Source organism: Achromobacter sp. FW305-C-13, assembly GCF_058783475.1.
This window is the reverse complement of record NZ_JBYSYN010000001.1, coordinates 1405308-1422486: the sequence shown is the minus strand read 5'-3', so window position 1 is coordinate 1422486 and position 17179 is coordinate 1405308. Positions and strand designations below refer to the sequence as shown.

General features: G+C 64.9%; 13 protein-coding genes. 6 read left to right on the top strand and 7 right to left on the bottom strand.

The window, feature by feature from the left end:
- Positions 1-21 precede the first annotated feature (21 nt).
- Positions 22-1563: a class I adenylate-forming enzyme family protein gene (locus AC3WMU_RS06400; protein ID WP_492282007.1), complete on the top strand. Its 1542-nt coding sequence runs from the start codon at positions 22-24 to the stop codon at positions 1561-1563.
- Positions 1560-2333 (top strand): SDR family oxidoreductase, encoded by a 774-nt coding sequence (locus AC3WMU_RS06395; RefSeq protein WP_492282006.1) that lies wholly within the window; start codon positions 1560-1562, stop codon positions 2331-2333. Before AC3WMU_RS06400 ends, AC3WMU_RS06395 begins: the two co-directional genes overlap by 4 nt.
- Positions 2334-2353: 20 nt before the next feature.
- Here AC3WMU_RS06395 and AC3WMU_RS06390 read toward each other — a convergent pair whose 3' ends face one another.
- Positions 2354-3334: a LysR family transcriptional regulator gene (locus AC3WMU_RS06390; RefSeq protein WP_454676992.1), complete on the bottom strand. Its 981-nt coding sequence runs from the start codon at positions 3332-3334 to the stop codon at positions 2354-2356.
- Positions 3335-3515: 181 nt separating this feature from the next.
- Between AC3WMU_RS06390 and AC3WMU_RS06385 the strand changes: the two genes are divergently transcribed.
- The 3 genes from AC3WMU_RS06385 (at position 3516) to AC3WMU_RS06375 (ending at position 6988) form a co-directional block, all read left to right on the top strand.
- On the top strand, positions 3516-4838 hold the full coding sequence (locus tag AC3WMU_RS06385) for an MFS transporter (protein WP_488705057.1): 1323 nt from the start codon (positions 3516-3518) through the stop codon (positions 4836-4838).
- A 30-nt stretch (positions 4839-4868) separates the two neighbouring features.
- On the top strand, positions 4869-6179 hold the full coding sequence (locus tag AC3WMU_RS06380; protein ID WP_492282005.1) for an ArgE/DapE family deacylase: 1311 nt from the start codon (positions 4869-4871) through the stop codon (positions 6177-6179).
- Between the two features lie 188 nt (positions 6180-6367).
- Positions 6368-6988 (top strand): glutathione S-transferase family protein, encoded by a 621-nt coding sequence (locus AC3WMU_RS06375; protein ID WP_006222039.1) that lies wholly within the window; start codon positions 6368-6370, stop codon positions 6986-6988.
- Between the two features lie 29 nt (positions 6989-7017).
- Here AC3WMU_RS06375 and AC3WMU_RS06370 read toward each other — a convergent pair whose 3' ends face one another.
- Complete coding sequence (locus tag AC3WMU_RS06370) at positions 7018-9351, bottom strand: cytochrome P450/oxidoreductase (protein ID WP_492282004.1); 2334 nt, start codon at positions 9349-9351, stop codon at positions 7018-7020.
- A gap of 107 nt (positions 9352-9458) precedes the next feature.
- On the opposite strand from AC3WMU_RS06370, the gene AC3WMU_RS06365 reads away from it, so the two are divergent.
- The gene (locus tag AC3WMU_RS06365; protein WP_492282003.1) at positions 9459-10283 is read left to right on the top strand and encodes an IclR family transcriptional regulator; all 825 of its coding nucleotides are present in this window, start codon (positions 9459-9461) and stop codon (positions 10281-10283) included.
- Here AC3WMU_RS06365 and AC3WMU_RS06360 read toward each other — a convergent pair.
- The 5 genes from AC3WMU_RS06360 to ku form a co-directional block, all read right to left on the bottom strand.
- Positions 10273-11190, bottom strand: a complete 918-nt coding sequence (locus tag AC3WMU_RS06360) for a hypothetical protein (protein ID WP_492282353.1) — start codon at positions 11188-11190, stop codon at positions 10273-10275. The genes AC3WMU_RS06365 and AC3WMU_RS06360 overlap by 11 nt on opposite strands.
- 82 nt (positions 11191-11272) lie before the next feature.
- On the bottom strand, positions 11273-11968 hold the full coding sequence (locus AC3WMU_RS06355) for a bestrophin-like domain (RefSeq protein ID WP_492282002.1): 696 nt from the start codon (positions 11966-11968) through the stop codon (positions 11273-11275).
- A gap of 81 nt (positions 11969-12049) precedes the next feature.
- The gene (locus tag AC3WMU_RS06350) at positions 12050-13606 is read right to left on the bottom strand and encodes a GGDEF domain-containing protein (protein WP_492282001.1); all 1557 of its coding nucleotides are present in this window, start codon (positions 13604-13606) and stop codon (positions 12050-12052) included.
- Positions 13607-13703: 97 nt separating this feature from the next.
- Positions 13704-16205 carry a DNA ligase D gene (ligD, locus tag AC3WMU_RS06345; protein ID WP_492282000.1) on the bottom strand — a complete coding sequence of 834 codons (2502 nt, stop codon included), beginning with the start codon at positions 16203-16205 and terminating at the stop codon, positions 13704-13706.
- A 1-nt stretch (position 16206) separates the two neighbouring features.
- Positions 16207-17127, bottom strand: coding sequence for a non-homologous end joining protein Ku (gene ku / locus AC3WMU_RS06340; protein ID WP_492281999.1), 921 nt, complete (start codon positions 17125-17127; stop codon positions 16207-16209).
- Positions 17128-17179 lie beyond the last annotated feature (52 nt).

Below are 17179 nucleotides of genomic sequence, written 5' to 3'. Positions count from 1 at the left end.
CAAAACTCCCGGAATTTCCCCATGACGCATCCTCTGAAGAACCTGGGCGACCTGTCTGACCCCAGCCGCCCCGCCGCCCTGCCCGCCATCGTCGACCTGCGGGTCGCCGACGCGCCTGTCCGCTACACGCACGGCGACATCCATCAACTGGCCGGTGGCGTCGCCGCATGGCTGACGGCCCGCGCGTTGCCGGCCGGCTCGCGCATCGCCATCGCCGCCTTGAACCGCGCCGAATACCTGATTACCTATTTCGGCATCATGCGCGCCGGCTTCGTGGCCGTGCCGATCAACATCAAGCAGACGCAAGAGAACATCGACTACGTGATCCGCGACGCCGGAATTGCCCTGGCCTTCGTAGACAGTGCGCGCCGCGCCGCCTTCGAGGCCACGGTGCCGGTGCTGGATTTCGATGAAGCCGGACCGCAGGGCTTTGCCGCGCAGATCGTGCCGACGGCCTTCGACACCGTTACGCCCGCGCACGACGACGTGGCGCAGATGCTGTACACGTCAGGTTCCACCGGCAAGCCCAAGGGCGTGCCGCTGACGCACGCGGGCCAGTTGTGGGCGCTCGGCGCCACGTCCGGCCCGGCGGCCGTACCCGATCGACAGGAACACTACCTGCTGGCCCAGCCCCTCTTCCATATGAACGGCCTCTTCATGGCCAAGCGCGCATTCGCCAGCAACAGCCTGCTGGTGATCCAGCCGGCGTTCGACGTAGCCGCCTATGCCGATGCGCTGGAACGCTACCGCATCACCGTGCTGACGGCCGTGCCCACCATGTTCGCCCGGCTGGTCAAGGAGCCTGCCTTGCTGCAGGGCCGTGACCTGTCTGCGCTGGGCCGCGTCATGCTGGGCTCTGCACCGATGACCGTGGCGCTGTACCAACGCATCCAGCAGGCCCTGCCGCAGGTGCGCATCACCCACGGCTACGGCACCACCGAAGCCGGGCCCGCCGTGTTCGGCCCGCATCCCGACGGCTTGCCCACGCCGCCGCTGGCGGTGGGCCATCCGATCGATCCGTCCCACGTCCGCCTGGCCGACGGCCCCAATCCCGATGAAGGCGTGCTGCTGATGAAGAATCCGGCCGTCTTGTCCGGCTATCACAACCTGCCCGAAAAGAGCGTGCAAGTGCTGCGGGACGGCTGGTATTACAGCGGCGACGTCATGCGCCGCGACGCCCAGGGCTTCTACTATTTCGTGGGCCGCGCGGACGACATGTTTGTCTGCGGCGGCGAGAACATCTATCCCGTCGAAGTGGAAAAGCTGCTGGAGCTGCATCCGGATGTACGCCAAAGCTGCGTTGTGCCCCTGGCCGACGAAGAGCGCGGCCAGATTCCCGTCGCCTTCGTGGTGCGCCGCGACGGCAGCGCCCTGGACGCGGACAGCCTGAAGCGCCATGCGCTGGCCCACGGCCCCGCGTACCAGCACCCGCGGCGCATCCGCTTCGTCGACGAACTGCCGTGGGCCGGCACCAACAAGGTCGACCGCAACGCCCTGCTCTTGCAGGCGCGCGCACTGGAAGCCCGCCAGACCTGGACAACCCCTGAAACGGAGGCCGCATGAGCCACGCATCTGACAGCTTGACCGGCAAGACCGCATTGGTCACCGGCGCCAGCCGCGGCATTGGCCGCGCCATCGCCCTGACTTTGGGGCGGCGTGGCGCGCACGTCGCCGTCCACTACAACGCCGCCAGCGACGCCGCCGACGAGGTCGCCGACCTCATCCGCGCAGCCGGCGGTCAGGCCTGGACGCTGCGGGCCGACCTGTCCGCGCCCGAGGCGGCGTCCGACCTGGCGCGCGACCTGCGCCAGACCCTGCTTGAACGCAACGGCGACGGCGGCCTGGACATTCTTGTGAACAATGCCGGCGTCGGCCTGCGGGCGCTGCTGGCGGACGTCACCCCCCAAGACTTCGACCGTGTGCTGCAAGTCAACCTGAAGTCGCCGTTCTTCCTTATCCAGCACTGCCTGCCGTTCCTGCGCGACAACGGCCGCATCATCAACATTTCGTCGATGGGCACCCGGGCCGCCTATCCCGAGATGAGCGTCTATGCGCCTGCGAAAGCGGGGCTGGAAGCGCTTAGCCTGCTGCTGGCCGCCGAACTGGGCGCACGCGGCATCACGGTCAACGCGGTCCTGCCGGGCGCCACCAGCACCGACCTCAACCAGCGCGCGCGCGACCCCGAGATCAGCCAAGTCATTGCCAAGACGATTGCGCTGGGCCGCGTGGGGCAGCCGGAAGACATCGCGGACATCGTCGCGTTCCTGGCATCGCACGAGGGCCGCTGGATCACCGGCCAAAGCATCGACGCAACCGGCGGGCAGCGCCTGTAGTTCCAGCCAGGCGCTCTGGCCTATTGCACGGCCAGTTCATGGGAAGCCAGGCGTTCCGCCATGGAATAGCCGTCGATGTAGTCGCGGAAATGCTTCAGGAACGCCGTCTCGGCGGGCGTCAGCTGCGCGTCGCGGTGCCACAGCAGATGCAGCTCGACCGAGCAGACCCCTTCCCCGGGCGGCAGGCGCCACAGCCGCCCTTGTTCCAGGTCCGCCTGGACGCTGTGCTCCGGCAGGCAGCCGATGCCGAACCCCGCGATCAGCAGGCGCTTGACCTCGTCATGCTGCGTCGATGACGCCACGATGCGGCCCGAAAAGCCACGCTGGTCGCGGAAGATGGTCAACGGGGACAGGCTGTCGCCCAGGGCATCGCTCGCAAACGACACGAAATTCTCGCCCAGCAAATCCTCGATGCGGATGTCGGGCTTGCCGAACAAGGCATGGTTGCGCCCGCAGAACAGCGCATACCGCTGCTGCAGGAACACTTTGCTCTCCAGCCGTTTGGGCATCCGGCGGCTTAATGCGATACCCGCCGTGGCGGCCCGCTGCTGCATCAGCGTGACGATTTCGCTGCTAGGCATCACGTCCATCTGCACTTCAATCCGCGGAAATGCACGATGGAAATCCGCCCAGAAGTTGTCGTACACGGTCGAGTGGATCCGGCTGGCCACAAGCAGATGGATCCGCCCCATGGCTTCCACCTTCGTTTGCGAGACATCCGTCAGCAACTGGGACACGCTGCCGTAGATGGCCTCGGCCGCCCGGCAGGCTTCCTCGCCGGCGTTCGTGATCGTGAATGCGGTGTTGTGCCGCTCGATCAGCCGCCGCCCCAGCTGATCTTCCAGGCGCTTTAACGCCTGGCTGACCGCCGATTGGGTCAGGTGCAATTTGGTGGCGGCGCCGCTGATGCTGCGTTCCTGAACAATGACCAGAAATGTACGGAGCAGGTTCCAGTCCAGCCGATCGCCGGTGCGGGTGTCGAGAAGCGTGGCAGGTGTCATGAGGGTCGCGCGCCGTTAATCGATGTTTGGCCTTGCCCCGCGAAAACAGGCGGGAGGCCCCGTGTTTTCGCCGGACATCAAATTGGCTTAAGTCTATTATTAGAAAGCATAAATTGACGTTATGTCGAGCTCGGAGCGATAAACGCGCCTTCGAACAACGATATTCAGCCAAGAGGAAAACATGGCCGCTCCCGCCACTCCTTCTACGGCGCGTCAGCCCGTTCGGGCCGCAACCGCCGCATTCGTCGGAACCACGATCGAATGGTATGACTTCTACATCTACGCCACGGCCGCCGCGCTGGTATTCGGCAAGGTGTTCTTTCCTACCGCCGACCCCTTCATCAGCACCATGGCGTCATTCGGCACGTTCGCCGCCGGCTTTCTGGCGCGGCCGCTGGGCGGCGTCATCTTCGGCCACCTCGGCGACCGGGTCGGCCGCAAGAACGCCCTGATGGCCACCCTGGTCATCATGGGCGTGGCCACGGTCGGCATCGGCCTGCTGCCCAGCTATGCCACCGCCGGCCTGTGGGCCCCCGCCCTCCTCTTGCTGCTGCGCCTGGCGCAGGGCCTGGCGGTCGGTGGCGAATGGGGCGGCGCCGTGTTGATGGCGGGCGAACACGCCTCGCAGGCCCGGCGCACGTTCGCCGCGTCGTTTGCGCAGTTGGGCAGCCCGGCGGGATTGATCCTGTCGTTGCTGGCCTTCCGCCTGCTGACGACGCTGGACGAAGCCGACTTCGTCAGTTGGGGTTGGCGCGTCCCGTTCCTGATCAGCGCCGTCCTGCTGGTGGTGGGCTATTTCATCCGCGTGGGCGTCAATGAATCGCCCGACTTCGCGCAGGTCCTCGAACGCCAGGAGCGCGCGGAGATTCCCGCCAAGGAAGTGCTGCGCACTGCCTGGCGCACCGTCTTGCTCTGCATGGGTGTCTGCACGGTGGCGATCGGCGGCATCTACTTCACCAACACGTTCATGCTGTCGTACACCACGCAGACGATGGGCCTGCCGCGTACGCTGATCCTGGACTGCCTGTTCGTCGTCGCCATCATCCAGTTCCTGGTCCAACCGCTGGCAGCGTGGCTGGCGGACGTCCTCGGCCCCAGCCGCGTCCTGATCACCGCAGCGGCGTGTTCGGTGCTGGCTCCTTACCCGATGTTCATGCTGGTCAGCCAAGGCACCGCATTCAGCATCATCGCCGGCATCTCCATCGTGCTGGTCTTCATGGCCGCGATCTATTCGGCAATGGCCGGGTACATCAGCTCGGCGTTTGCCACGCACGTGCGCTACTCCGGCATCTCGCTGTCGTACCAGTTGTGCGGCGCAGTGGCCGGCGGCATGACGCCGCTGGTCGGCACCTGGCTGACTTACCACTATCCCGGCCAATGGCTGCCGCTGGCGATCTTCTATTCGACCTTGTCGGCCATCACGCTCTTCTCGCTCTGGGCGCTGGCCGGCCACAAGCGCCGCCTGGCCCTGAACGCGCCGCGCGCCTCCGTGTCGGCCGCATGACCCAATCCCACCCTCTTTGAAGGAATCCGCATGACGCAATCCCCCTCTCCCCAGCCGCTCACCGAAGCGCAGACCCGGCGCATCCTCCAGGCGGTCGACGCGCAATTCGACGCGCAGCTGGCGTTCACCCAGGACCTGGTCCGGTTCCCGTCGCTGCGCGAGCAGGAACATACCGCCCAGGATTTCCTGTATGAAGCCATGCGCCAGCGCGGTTTCGCGATGGACCGCTGGCGCATCGACGTCAAGGACATCGAATCGCATCCCGGCTTCGGGCCCGTCACCGTTTCCTACGAAAACGCCTTCAACGTCGTCGGCACCTATCGCCCGGAACAGCAAGCCGGCCGATCGCTCATCCTCAATGGACACATCGACGTGGTGCCGACCGGCCCGGTCGACATGTGGAGCCGCTCACCGTGGGATCCGGCGATCATCGACGGCTGGATGTATGGCCGCGGCGCCGCCGACATGAAAGCCGGCCTGGCCGCCAACCTGTATGCCTACGACGCGGTGCGCGCCGCCGGTTACGCGCCCGCCGCGCCCATCTACTTCCAATCGGTCGTCGAAGAGGAATGCACCGGCAACGGCGCGCTGGCGGCGCTGCTGCGCGGCTACCAGGCCGACGCCGTCATCATTCCCGAGCCCGAAGAGAACATGCTGGTGCGCGCCAACGTCGGCGTGCTGTGGTTCAAGGTCCGTGTGCAGGGGCATCCCACGCACACCCGCGAAATGGCCAACGGCTTTAACGCCATCGACGCCGCCTATGCCGCGATCCAGGCGTTGCGCGGCCTGGAGGCCAAATGGAACGGCCAGCACCACTGCCACCGCCACTTCGAACACCTGGACCATCCCATCAACTTCAACATCGGCAAGATCGAGGGCGGAGACTGGCCGTCTACGGTGCCGCCCTGGTGCGAGTTCGACGTGCGCGCGGCGATCTACCCGGGCACCACCGCCGATGAGGCCCGCGAGCAGATCGACGCCTGCCTGCGCGACGCTGCCACCGACCCAAGGTTCGGCGGCACGCCGCCCGAAGTGACCTACACCGGCTTCTATGCCGAAGGCTATGTGCTGGAGGAAGGCAGCGACGCCGAGAACACCCTGCGCGAATGCCACAAGCAGGCCTTCAAGAGCGACCTGGAAAGCTTCACCACGCCCGGCTACCTGGATGCGCGGGTGTTCGTGATCTACGGCAACATGCCGACGTTGGTTTACGGACCGAAATCGCTCGACATCCACGGTTTCGACGAACGTGTCCACATCGAGTCGCTGCGCCTCATCACCAAGGCAATCGCCCTGTTCATTGCCCAATGGTGCGGCGTCACCGAGGCGGCAACGGCATGATGCCGGATGGTCGGGGCGCCCTGACGCGGCGCTCCGGCCATCCATCGACCACGAGCCTCGCGCGCAGGAAGCCGCCGCCGCGCCCAGCGACGCGCCGACCGAACAAGAGTTTGCTATCGTGATCGGGGTTCGGGTCCCAACGCAACACGACCCGGCGACTTCTTGCCCCATACCGATAGAGGATGACGATGGCCCGTTGGACCTTTTACTCCGCCCCTGGCACGTGCGCGCTGGCGACCCACATTGCGCTGCACGAAGCAGGCGCCGATTTTGACCTGGTCAAGCTGGATTTTGCCGCGGGACAGCAGCAAAGCCCCGAGTACCTGCGCGTGAATCCCAAAGGCCGCGTGCCGGCGCTGGCCACCGAGCAGGGCGTGCTGACCGAGACCCCCGCCCTCCTCGCCTTTGTGGCGCAGCGCTTTCCGCAAGCCAGGCTGGCGCCGCTGGACGATCCCTTTGCCTACGCGCGGATGCAGGAGCTGACGAGCTATCTGGCCGCGACGGCTCACGTGGCGCACGCGCACAAGCGGCGCGGTGCGCGCTGGGCCGACGACGCCGCCGCGCACGAGGCCATGCGCGCCAAGGTCCCGCAGACGATGACGGCCTGCGCCGCGTATCTGGAAGGCCAGATTGTCGGCCCGTGGGTCGCGGGCGAGGAATACAGCGTGGCCGACGGTTACTTGTTCACCATCGGCAGCTGGCTCGAAGGCGACGGGGTCGACCTGGCGCAATTTCCGAAGCTGACGGCCTACCTGGCCCGTGTCGCCGCGCGACCGGCCGTGCAGCGCGCCCTGGCGGACGCCCGCTAGCGGCACCGACGCCGCGCCTGCCCGGCCGTTCAGAGTTCCAGCACGATGCGCTGGCCGCAGGCGCGCGAACAGCAGCTCATCATCTTGCGGTTGGCCTCGCGCTCGGCGCGGGTCAGCACCACATCGCGATGGTCGATGTCTCCTGCCAGCACGCTGACCTCGCAAGACCCGCACAGGCCTTCTTCACAATCGCTTTGCACGTCGATATTGGCGGCGCGCAACGCAGCCAGCAGGGTCTGGTCGGCGCGCACGGTCACCACCAGCCCCGAGTCTTTCAGCTCGGCCTCGAACGTATGCTCGCGCTCGGGGTCCAGCGTGCCCAGCGTCGAATGGAAATGTTCGACTCGCAATGCGTCCTGCGGCCAGTGCGCACAGGCTTGTTGCAGCGCGTCCAGCAGGCGCTCGGGCCCGCAGGCGTAGATCTGGGTGTCTGCGTCGGGCTGCGCCAGAAGCGCGCCGAAGTCGTTGCGACTGCCCTCTTCGCTGATATGGACGTGCAGCCTGTCGCCATGCAGAGCGGTCAATTCCGCCAGCATGGCCATGCCGGCGCGCGTGCGGCCGCTGTAATGCAGCGCGTAATCGATGCCCAGCGCTTGTGCGCGCCGCGCCATGGCGCTGATCGGCGTAATGCCGATGCCCCCCGCAACGAGGATCACCTTGGCCGCGCTTTCGTCCAGGCGGAAATGGTTGCGCGGACCGCGGACCCGCAGGCGCTGGCCGGGTTTCACGTTGTCGTGGATCCAGGCCGAACCGCCGCGCCCGTCGGTTTCCCGCAGAACGGCGATGCGCAGGCGGCAGACGTCCGCCGGGTCGCCGCAAAGCGAGTATTGCCGGGACAGGCCGGTGTCGCCGCATTCGATGTCGATATGCGCGCCCGGCGCCCAGCGCGGCAGCGCCTTGCCGTCGGGCGAGGCCAGCGTCAGCATGACGATGCCGTGTGCGGCCGGCTCCACGCGTTCGACGACCAGCGTGCGTGCGCTGGCGTGGGCCGAGGGCTCGCCGATGCGCACCGGTTGGCGTTGCGCCAGCAGCTCAGGCTGGTTGCGTTCGGGGTTCTGCGCCGGGTCCCACTCGACCCACAGGTGTTCGGGGCCCCGGAACGAGGTGTTGGGCACGTAGGTGAACTGCTGAGCTGCCAGGCGCAGGTGCGGCAGGCGGCGCGTCAGCTCCTCCAGGAAAATCTGCATCTCCATGCGCGCCAGGTTCTTGCCCATGCATTGATGCGAACCGTACCCGAAGGTGAGCTGGTCGCTGGCGTTGTCGCGCCGGATGTCGAACAGATCGGCATCGGCGAACTGGCGCTCGTCATGGTTGGCGGACGAACTGACGATCAGCAGCTTGGAGCCGGCCGGAATCGGCATGCCGGCAATGGTGGTGTCGCAGGTGGCCAGCCGGCGCCAGGCCGCGACCGACCCGTTGTGCCGCAGGCATTCTTCGACCGCGTTGGGAATCAAAGACGGGTCTTCGCACAGGTCGCGCCACGCGTCGGGGTGCTGCAGCAGCAGCTTCAGCGCGTTCGCCGAGGCGTTGGCCGTCGTTTCGTGCGCCGCGACAATGCCCGCCATCATCATCGAATGCAGGTAGGAATCAGTGACGACGTCCGGGTAGTCGCGCTGCTTGCGCAGGCCATATTGCATCCAGCCGGGCTGGTCAGGGTCTTGGCGCATCTTGTCCAGGATCTTGCCGGCCAGCTGCCAGAAATTGCCGACCGCGTGCGCCACGGCCACCTGTTCCTCGGGCTTGGGACGGCCCCAGGTATTGACCGTGTGCGCAATGGAATAGCGGCGCAGCAGATCCATGTCTTCTTCCGGGACACCCAGGAAATGCAGCGCCACCGTCAGCGGGACTTCCCAAAGCAACTGGTCGACCAGGTCGGCGCGGCCGTCGTTGATGAAACGGTCGACATACTCGCGCGTCAGGCGGCGCACCATCGGTTCATGGTGTTTCAGCGCTTCGGGCGTGAACGGTTCCATCAGCACGCGCCGCCGCGGCATGTGGGCCGGCTCGTCTTCGTTGACCAGCGTGCGGTTCATCGCATAGCCGTACGACGCCAGCACGGCGTTGGCTTCCGGGCCTGTCGGGGTGATTTTCTCAAGCGCGATGGACGGGCTGAACGTGATGTTGTCCCGGAAGATCGCCTTGATGTCGTCGTAACGGGTCACCACCCAGTAGCCCAGTTTCGGACTGTAGAAGACGGGTTCCTGTTCGCGCGCCCATCGCACGTACTCGGGGGGATCCTGCTGGTAGCCGTCGCCGAAAGGGTCGAATTCGGCGGCGCGCTCGCTGACGTGTACGGGACAGCCGCTGGCGGCGGCAGCCGCATGCATCGGACAGCCGGTCGCGGGTTGGGCGGGTTGGGACATGTCTCTACTCCGGGTAGTCATCTGTTTTATGCGTAAATCATATACGCATTGCGTAATTCAATAAACCCGGTTTACCCTTCGCCTCTGTCCCCTTCCGACTTCTCGCCATGACTGCCACCTCCGATCTTCCGCGTCCCCGTGAACGCCGCCAGCGCGTGCAGGCGGCCGAGACCAGCATGGCCGTCCTGAAAGCACTGGGCGAGCTTGGCGGCCGCGCGGGATTGAGCGTGATTGCCGCCCGGATCGAGGAAAGTCCCGCCAAGGTGCACCGTTATCTCGTCAGCCTGATGGAAGGCGGGCTGGTCGGTCAGGACGCCGCCACCCAGCAGTACTTCCTGGGAATGGAGACCTTGCTGCTGGGCCTGGCGGCCATGCGGCAGGCCGATCCCATCCGCCTGGCCGAAGCGTCGCTTATCCGGCTGCGGGAAGCGCTGGAAGTCACGTGCTTCGTAGCGGTGATGGGCAACAAGGGGCCCACCATCGTGCGTTTTGAAGAGCCAGGGCTGCCGGTCACCGTGAACGTGCGCGTGGGGTCGGTGTTGTCGATGTTGTGGTCAGCCACCGGCCAGGTCTTGCTGGCGACGCTGGACGAGACCGCCGTGCGGGCGCTGGCCGAAGCCGAGCTGGAGGCCGCCACGGCAGAACAGCGGGCGATGCTGCATGCCGATGACCCGATTGGCGCGCTGCAGCGGTCCGTGCAGGCGGCGGGCTGCGCCGTGGTGCGCGACACGAACTTGCGCGGCATCAGCGCCGTATCGGCCCCGATCTACAACTATGCCGGCCGGCCCTGCGCCGTGCTGACCGCACTGGGCGCCACCGGCGGCTTCGATCCGTCCGCGGATGGCCGCGTCGGGCTGGCGGTGCGCCAGGAGGCGCGGGCCATCAGCCAGCTGCTGGGCGACACGTCGAAGCCGGAAAGCGCTAGAAACTGACGGCCAGGCCCACTGAAAAACCCGACACGTTCGTGCCGAAGACATAGCGGCCAACAAGCCGGGTTCTGGTGATGAAGACGTTGTAGGCGCTGGAATCCAGTTCCAGGCCAGCGCCCACCGAAGTCAGGCGGTCAAAGCCCAGAACGCCGCGCTGATCGCCCAGAAACTCGGAATGGGTCAGCTCCAGGACATAGCGCAGCGGGCGCTGCAGCATCGTCAACCCCGTGGGGGCCCGGTACCGAGCCCAAAGATTGGCGGACTGCGCGATCGCGTTTCCCTGGACCGCGCTCGAACTGGCAAAACTCTTCAAGCGAATATCGGAATACCGCAATTCCACATCCACCTCGTACCCGGGGCGATAGTGCTCATAATCCAGCATCAGAGATCCGCCCAGGCCGTAGGCGTTCAACGAGCCTTTGTCCAAAAATGTCACGTCCCGGCCTGTCTGACGGCCCACGTACCAACTGGCCGCCCTGAGGTCGCTGGTTACGTTGCCCAGGGCCACGTTGAAAATGGGCCGGAGCTTCAATTCATCGGTCAGCTTGAAGTCCCAGCCGACCCCGCCCGTGGCAGAAACACTGTTCCACTTCGCTGGAATCTTGCGGGTCTCCAGGCCCTGCGAGGCAACGAAGGTCGGATCGTACCGGCTGCCTGCGAGGACGCCTTCCAGATAGAGGGGTACCGATTTTGATATCGTATCGCCGCCGCCCAGCTGGGTCATGTAGAACTCGGTCGAGCCCGTTGTGCCCCCACCGCCGCCAATCGACAACGCGCTGGTCGTGATGTCGGGAACGATCGAGAACGACATGAGGGCCAGGACCCCGTTAGCGCGCTTCTGCAAGTCGTCCTGCGTCAGCCGGATGGTCTCTTGCGCGCTCGCCGTGCCCGTGGCCGAACAAGCCTGCATTGCGATCAGCCACGGCGCTATCCGTCTGGCTGCGCTGCCCGCACCCCGTATTTTCCGGTCGGCCATGCCGTTCTCCGCTTCGCTATTTCACGGCGTCGGCCGCGGGGCTCCCCATGGCCTGACGCTGGGACATCAGCAGTGTGTCACTTTGATCGATGCGTATCGCGCCGATCCGGGGAAATTCGAAGTCGACAATGATGTATAGCGCCACCGTCATGACCAGCGCATAGATAATCTCGTGGAACAGGGTATTGCGTGGGGCGCTGGCAAGGTTCAAGCCGATCAGACACGCGCAGGTCAACGCCAGAAATCCCAGGAATGCGTAAGTGACGATGGGCGGGTGGACTTTCTGTGCGACTGTTTGCGCGGTGGCCACGTCGAACATATCGTTGACTGACGCGATGTAGGACACCGCGAAGGGCGGCGCCGCATTCTTGCTGGCCGCGATAGAGGTTTTCCAGATTTCATTCTGGACAGCGCCCACCCTCGTCGCGATGGCATCGCGCTGCGCCAGGTCAGCGACATGCTTGTAATAGTTCACGCGCTCGTCCACATAACGGCGGAACTGTTCGCGCAATTGGTGTTGGTCTGACGTATTCAACATGTCGATACGCAGCCAGGCCGTGCCGATGGCATTGACCTCGGTCACCAGCAGATTCCTGCGGTCCGCCATCCGCTGCGCAGCACCCGAAAACGTGAATGCGATCAAAAGACCCAGTAAGGCGAAGACTGAGGCTTCGATGGCGGCGGAACCTGCCAGTACAAATGAATAGTTCACGTTGCCACCCTACGCGTTATCTTGTTGATCGGTCACGTTGGAAAAGCGGAACAAACATTCGAGACGAAGCCAAGACTCCCCTCAGGACGGCCGGCCTTGGGTCCAAAGCGTTACGCGATTGCGCCCGGCGGCTTTAGAGGCATACAACGCCTGGTCCGCGCATTTGACAACAGCTTGGGCAGATTTTCCATGCTGTGGCCATAACCCCACACCGACCGATACCGTCATATGCCCCACGCCATCCGGCATCGTCTGGGCGGCCACGTCGGTTCGGATGCGTTCGGCTGTTTGCAGTGCCGCATCCCGCGTCGGCGCCGGCACCACCACAATGAACTCCTCGCCGCCTACCCGAAACGGCTTGTCCTGCCGCCGCACGCTATCGCTCAACGTCTTTGCCAGCAAAATCAATACCTTGTCGCCAACAGGATGACCAAACACATCGTTGACCCGCTTGAAATGATCCAGGTCCAAAGCGATGACCGCAAAGGGGAGCCCGGCTGCCTCCAGTTCCTGGAAACGCAGTTCAAGGGCGCGCCGGTTCATAAGACCAGTCATTGGATCAGTCATGGTTTGCGTGTTCAGGCGCCCGACTTCGTGCCGATGCTGCGCCAATGTGGCGATCAGGGCCTCACGTAGCTTGTCTGCTTCGAAGTACCACGTCTTCAGCAGGCTGGCCCGCGGCCCTTGCCTGTCGACGGCTTCGGGGCTGCCCATGGCACGGGTCAAGCGGGCCAATGGCCGCGCGATAGCATAGGCCAACGCGCACACCAGGACGAGCGTGATCACGACAGCGGGGATGGCGAAGCGCATGGACTCGGCCAATAACGTTTTCAAGGGAGACAACGCCTGGTCCAGAGGACGTTGGACGACAACAGCCCATTTTCCTTTCGTGACAGGGGCGTAGCCGGCCAGCACGACATCGCCCACGGCGTCTCGTACCTGTGCAGAACCCGGCCCCGAGGCGGGCGACACGTCAGCCTTGATGACGCTGAGCACACTTGCATCCGGCCCGTCTGGTCCGTGGCGATACAGGACACTTCCATCGACGTTGATCAGGTAGACGGACGCCCCGTCGCCGTACGGATGATCGCCGATCACTTTGTCAATGCGGCTGCCGCGCTCCAGCATGACGGCGGCCGCCAGGAAGCCGGTTGCGGCGCCGTTCATGCCAGGCACGGGCTCCACCAGCAGCAGCACGGCAAGTTGCCCCTCATGCTGGCAACACGGAACGACCCAATCGGCCGAGCGTTGTTCTTTGACGACCAGTTCGGCAAGCGTATTGACAGCGGACAGCTGCGCGGGAATCTGGTCAGAACGGGCGACGATGGTGCCGCCGGCATCAGCAAGCAGCACGGCCGAAACGCCCTGCGCCTGAGCGGCGACCCGTGTCAACTCGGCTGAAAGCGCCCGCGTGGTGGCCCCTGCGTCCGACAATCGGCGCGCGCTGGTCTTCAATTGCTGATGCACCGCATCGATATAAAGATTGATGAATTCAGCCAGTTTTTCGGCGTAGGCAAGATTGGAGGCAAGCGAATTCTTCACGACTTGAGCCCGTTGCACCTGATATCCCGCGTAGAGCGCATTGAAAAAGCCGATCGCCACGCTTAACACCGCGAAGGCGATGAGTACCGTGAACAAGCTGACTTTTCTTTTCATCGTTGAGGATCTCGCTCCCGATCGGCCTGCAATGCAGCATACAGAATCGCGCAAATCGGGTCCACATTCCCGAAAGCCTTCACTTTGCGGGCTTGAAGTCTATCGCCGCCATGGCTTTGCCAACGGCCTGAGGCGAATACCCCTCCCAGGGAGTGTTGCCTGCGTCCAGCCTTGAATGAATGTTTGCGATCGTCCAATGTGCGCCGCTGTGCAGCTTCGCCAACTCTTCCCACGCTACCGGCACCGACACGCCCAGCCCCGGCCGCGCCCGGGCCGACCAGGCCGCCACCGTGGTGGCGCCGAAGCCGTTGCGCAGATAGTCGACGAAGATCTTGCCGACCCGGTTCTTCGGCCCGCTCTTTGCCACGAACTGCTTCGGCAGCGTTCTCGCCAGATGCGTGACGATCGCTTGCGAAAACGCCTTGATGGTGTCCCAGTCGTACTGCCGGCGCAGCGGCACCACCACGTGCAAGCCCTTGCCTCCACTGGTCTTCAACCAGGGCGTCAGGCCGATTTCGTCAAGCAGGGTGCGCACCAGCTGGGCCGCCTGCTGCACGGCAGGCCAGCCCACGCCTTCGCCCGGGTCCAGGTCGAACAGCATGCGGTCGGGCTTGCCGATCGCGGTCTTCACGGCGTTCCAGGTGTGGAATTCCACCACGTTCATCTGCACGGCAGACAGCACCGCTTCGGCGGTCGGCACCTCCAGCAGCGGCGGATGGCCGGGGTCCAGCTTGGGCGGCAACGATTTGACGCCCGGCATGGCGGCTTCCAGGTGCTTCTGGAAGAACAGCTCCCCCTGGATGCCGCCCGGCGCACGCAGGAACGAGACGGGGCGGGATTTCAGGTGTTCCAGCAGCAGGGGCGCGACCAGGCCGTAGTAGCGCGCCAGGTCCAGCTTGGTCAGCCCGGTAGACGGGTCGATGACCCGTTCGGGATGGGTCAGCTTGCCGATCTTGCCGGCGGGCTTGGCCTGCGCCTTCGCGGTGGGTGCTCGCGTGACTGCGGCCGCCCTTTCACGGGTGATCTCGCGCGCCGGTTTGTCCGTACGCAAGCCTTGGAACACGGCGTGGCGGATATGCCCGCCGCTCGTCCAGTCGCCGAACGCCACTTCGGCAATCAATTCCGGCTTCACCCATTGCACGCCCCTGCCCTCGCCTCCCGTCACCGGCTTGTCGCGGGTTTCGATGCGGGCAAGCTTTTGCTGAAGCGATAGCAAGCCTTGGCGGTCGAAGCCGGTGCCGACCTTGCCGGCGTAGCGCAATGCGCCGTCGTCCTCGTGCACGGCCAGCAACAGCGCGCCCAGGCCCTCGCGCGTGCCCTGCGGCGCGGTGTAGCCGACGATGACGAACTCCTGGCGGCGGCCGCACTTGATCTTCAGCCAGTTATCGCTGCGACGCGACACGTAGGCGGCGGATTGGCGCTTGGCGATGATGCCTTCCAGCCCCATCTTGCACGCGGACGCCACCAGATCGGCAGGTGTCTGGTCGAACGCTTCACTGAACCGCAGATGGTCGTCGTCGCTTGCGGCCATCAACTGCGCCAGCAACGCCCGGCGCACGCGCAGCGGTTCCTGGCGCAGGTCCCGTCCGCCGATGAACGGCAGGTCGAAGGCGTAGAACACGATGCCCCCGGTGGCTTCGCCGTCGAAGGCGTTCTGCAGCGCCTGGAAATTGGGCACGCCCTGCTTGTCCAGCACCACGGCCTCGCCGTCCACCCAGGCGCATTTCGCTGGCAGCCGTCCGAAGGCGTCCACCAGATGCGGCAACTTGGCGCTCCAATCGTGTCCATTTCGCGTATGGAGGGTGACGGTGTCGCCGTCCAGGCGCGCCAACAGCCGATAGCCGTCGAACTTCAATTCATAAAGCCAGTCTTCCGAGCCCGGCGGTATACCGTCCGCCAAGGTGGCCAGTTGCGGCTTCAACGACACCGGCAGCTCGGCTGCCTGGCCGGGCAATGCCGCCTCGTCCCCTTTGGATATCGCCCTGTCCTCCTTGGGCCCCGCTTGCGGACGCGCTTTCGCCGGCGTCTTCTTGCGCAAGGGCACCACGCTGTCGGGCATTTCGTCGACCACGCTGAATTCGCGTTCGCGGCGCGCAAAGTCGTCGCGGTCTTTGATCAGCAGCCATGCCGGCTGCTTGTCGGATTCCTTGCCCTTCATGCGGACCAGCGCCCAGCGGCCCTGCATTTTCGTGCCCTGCAGGTCGAATTTCAGGTGCCCGTCGCGGTAGCCCTTGCGCGCATCGCCGACCGGCATCCAGCGGCCCTCGTCCCAGATGATGACCTTGCCGGCGCCGTACTGGCCCTCGGGGATCTGGCCTTCGAACTGGTTGTACGCGATGGGATGGTCTTCCACCTGCACGGCCATACGCTTGACGGCGGGATCGTAGCTGGGGCCCTTGGGCACCGCCCAGCTCTTCATCGCGCCGTCCAGCTCCAGCCGGAAGTCATAATGCAGCCGGCTGGCCCAGTGCTTCTGGATGACGAAGGCGCGGGCCGCTTCGTTTGCCTCGCCGCCCTCGGCGGGTTCCGGAGTGACCTTGAAGTCGCGCTTCTTGCGATAGGTCTTCAGGCTGTCGGCCATGTCACGCCGCCTTGCGGGGCCGCGCCGCCTTGGTGGCCTTGGCCGCCTTGGCCGCTTTCGCGGGCGCCTTCTTGGCAGGCGTCTTGCGGGCCGCGGTCTTCTTCGCCGCGGCGGGCGCCGTTTTCTTTCCGCCCTTCAGGCTGCGTTGCAGCAATTCGGTCAGATCGATCACGTTGTCCGCATAGGCTGGCGTTTCCTCTTGCGGCTCAAAAACGGTCTCGGTCTTGCCGGCCTTGACCTTCTTGGCCACCAGGCCCATGACCGCCGCCTTGAATTCGTCCTTGTATTGCTCGGGGTCCCACTTGCCAGACATGTCTTCGACCAGCATCTTGGCCATTTTCAGTTCGCTGGCACTCGGCGTCATCCCGCGGGCGCCGGACTTGGGCAGGTCCAGCTCGTCTTGCGGCTTGACGTCGTCGCCCCAGCGCATCAGGTTCAACACCAGCGCATCCCCGGACGGGATCAGCGCGGCCAGATGCTGCTTGGTCTGGATAACTACCTTGGCGATCCCGATCTTGCCGGTCTTGGCCAAGGTGTCGCGCAACAAGGCATACACCTTCTGGCCCTTGTTGATCGGCGCAACGTAGTAAGGCCGCTCCAGATAGACGAAGGGCACGTCCGACGCGTCGACGAACTCTTGTATTTCAATGGTTTGCGTCGTGCGCGGATAGGCGTCGGCGATCTCTTCCGGGGAAATGATGACGTACTGGCCGTCTTCATACTCCACGCCCTTGACGATATTGTCCTTGTCGATTTCCTTGCCGGTGCGCTTGTTGATGCGCTTGTATCCGACCGGATCCATGGAGCGCTTGTCCAGCCAGTCGAAGTCCACGCCGGACTCCGTGGTGGCGGTGTGCAAGCCGACGGGGATGTGTACGAGGCCGAAGGAAATGGCCCCTTTCCAGATGGTTCTTGTTGCCATGATCGACTCCTCTAAACCGGGAAGTGATCAGCAAATAGTATTCCCGCGCCCC

What these genes read in the sequence shown, in the direction of transcription:
- AC3WMU_RS06400 (WP_492282007.1), top strand. Translation starts at nt 22, where the DNA reads ATGACGCATCCTCTGAAGAACCTGGGCGACCTGTCTGACCCCAGCCGC.
- AC3WMU_RS06395 (WP_492282006.1), top strand. Translation starts at nt 1,560, where the DNA reads ATGAGCCACGCATCTGACAGCTTGACCGGCAAGACCGCATTGGTCACC.
- AC3WMU_RS06390 (WP_454676992.1), bottom strand. Translation starts at nt 3,334, where the DNA reads ATGACACCTGCCACGCTTCTCGACACCCGCACCGGCGATCGGCTGGAC.
- AC3WMU_RS06385 (WP_488705057.1), top strand. Translation starts at nt 3,516, where the DNA reads ATGGCCGCTCCCGCCACTCCTTCTACGGCGCGTCAGCCCGTTCGGGCC.
- AC3WMU_RS06380 (WP_492282005.1), top strand. Translation starts at nt 4,869, where the DNA reads ATGACGCAATCCCCCTCTCCCCAGCCGCTCACCGAAGCGCAGACCCGG.
- AC3WMU_RS06375 (WP_006222039.1), top strand. Translation starts at nt 6,368, where the DNA reads ATGGCCCGTTGGACCTTTTACTCCGCCCCTGGCACGTGCGCGCTGGCG.
- AC3WMU_RS06370 (WP_492282004.1), bottom strand. Translation starts at nt 9,351, where the DNA reads ATGTCCCAACCCGCCCAACCCGCGACCGGCTGTCCGATGCATGCGGCT.
- AC3WMU_RS06365 (WP_492282003.1), top strand. Translation starts at nt 9,459, where the DNA reads ATGACTGCCACCTCCGATCTTCCGCGTCCCCGTGAACGCCGCCAGCGC.
- AC3WMU_RS06360 (WP_492282353.1), bottom strand. Translation starts at nt 11,190, where the DNA reads ATGCAGGCTTGTTCGGCCACGGGCACGGCGAGCGCGCAAGAGACCATC.
- ligD (WP_492282000.1), bottom strand. Translation starts at nt 16,205, where the DNA reads ATGGCCGACAGCCTGAAGACCTATCGCAAGAAGCGCGACTTCAAGGTC.
- ku (WP_492281999.1), bottom strand. Translation starts at nt 17,127, where the DNA reads ATGGCAACAAGAACCATCTGGAAAGGGGCCATTTCCTTCGGCCTCGTA.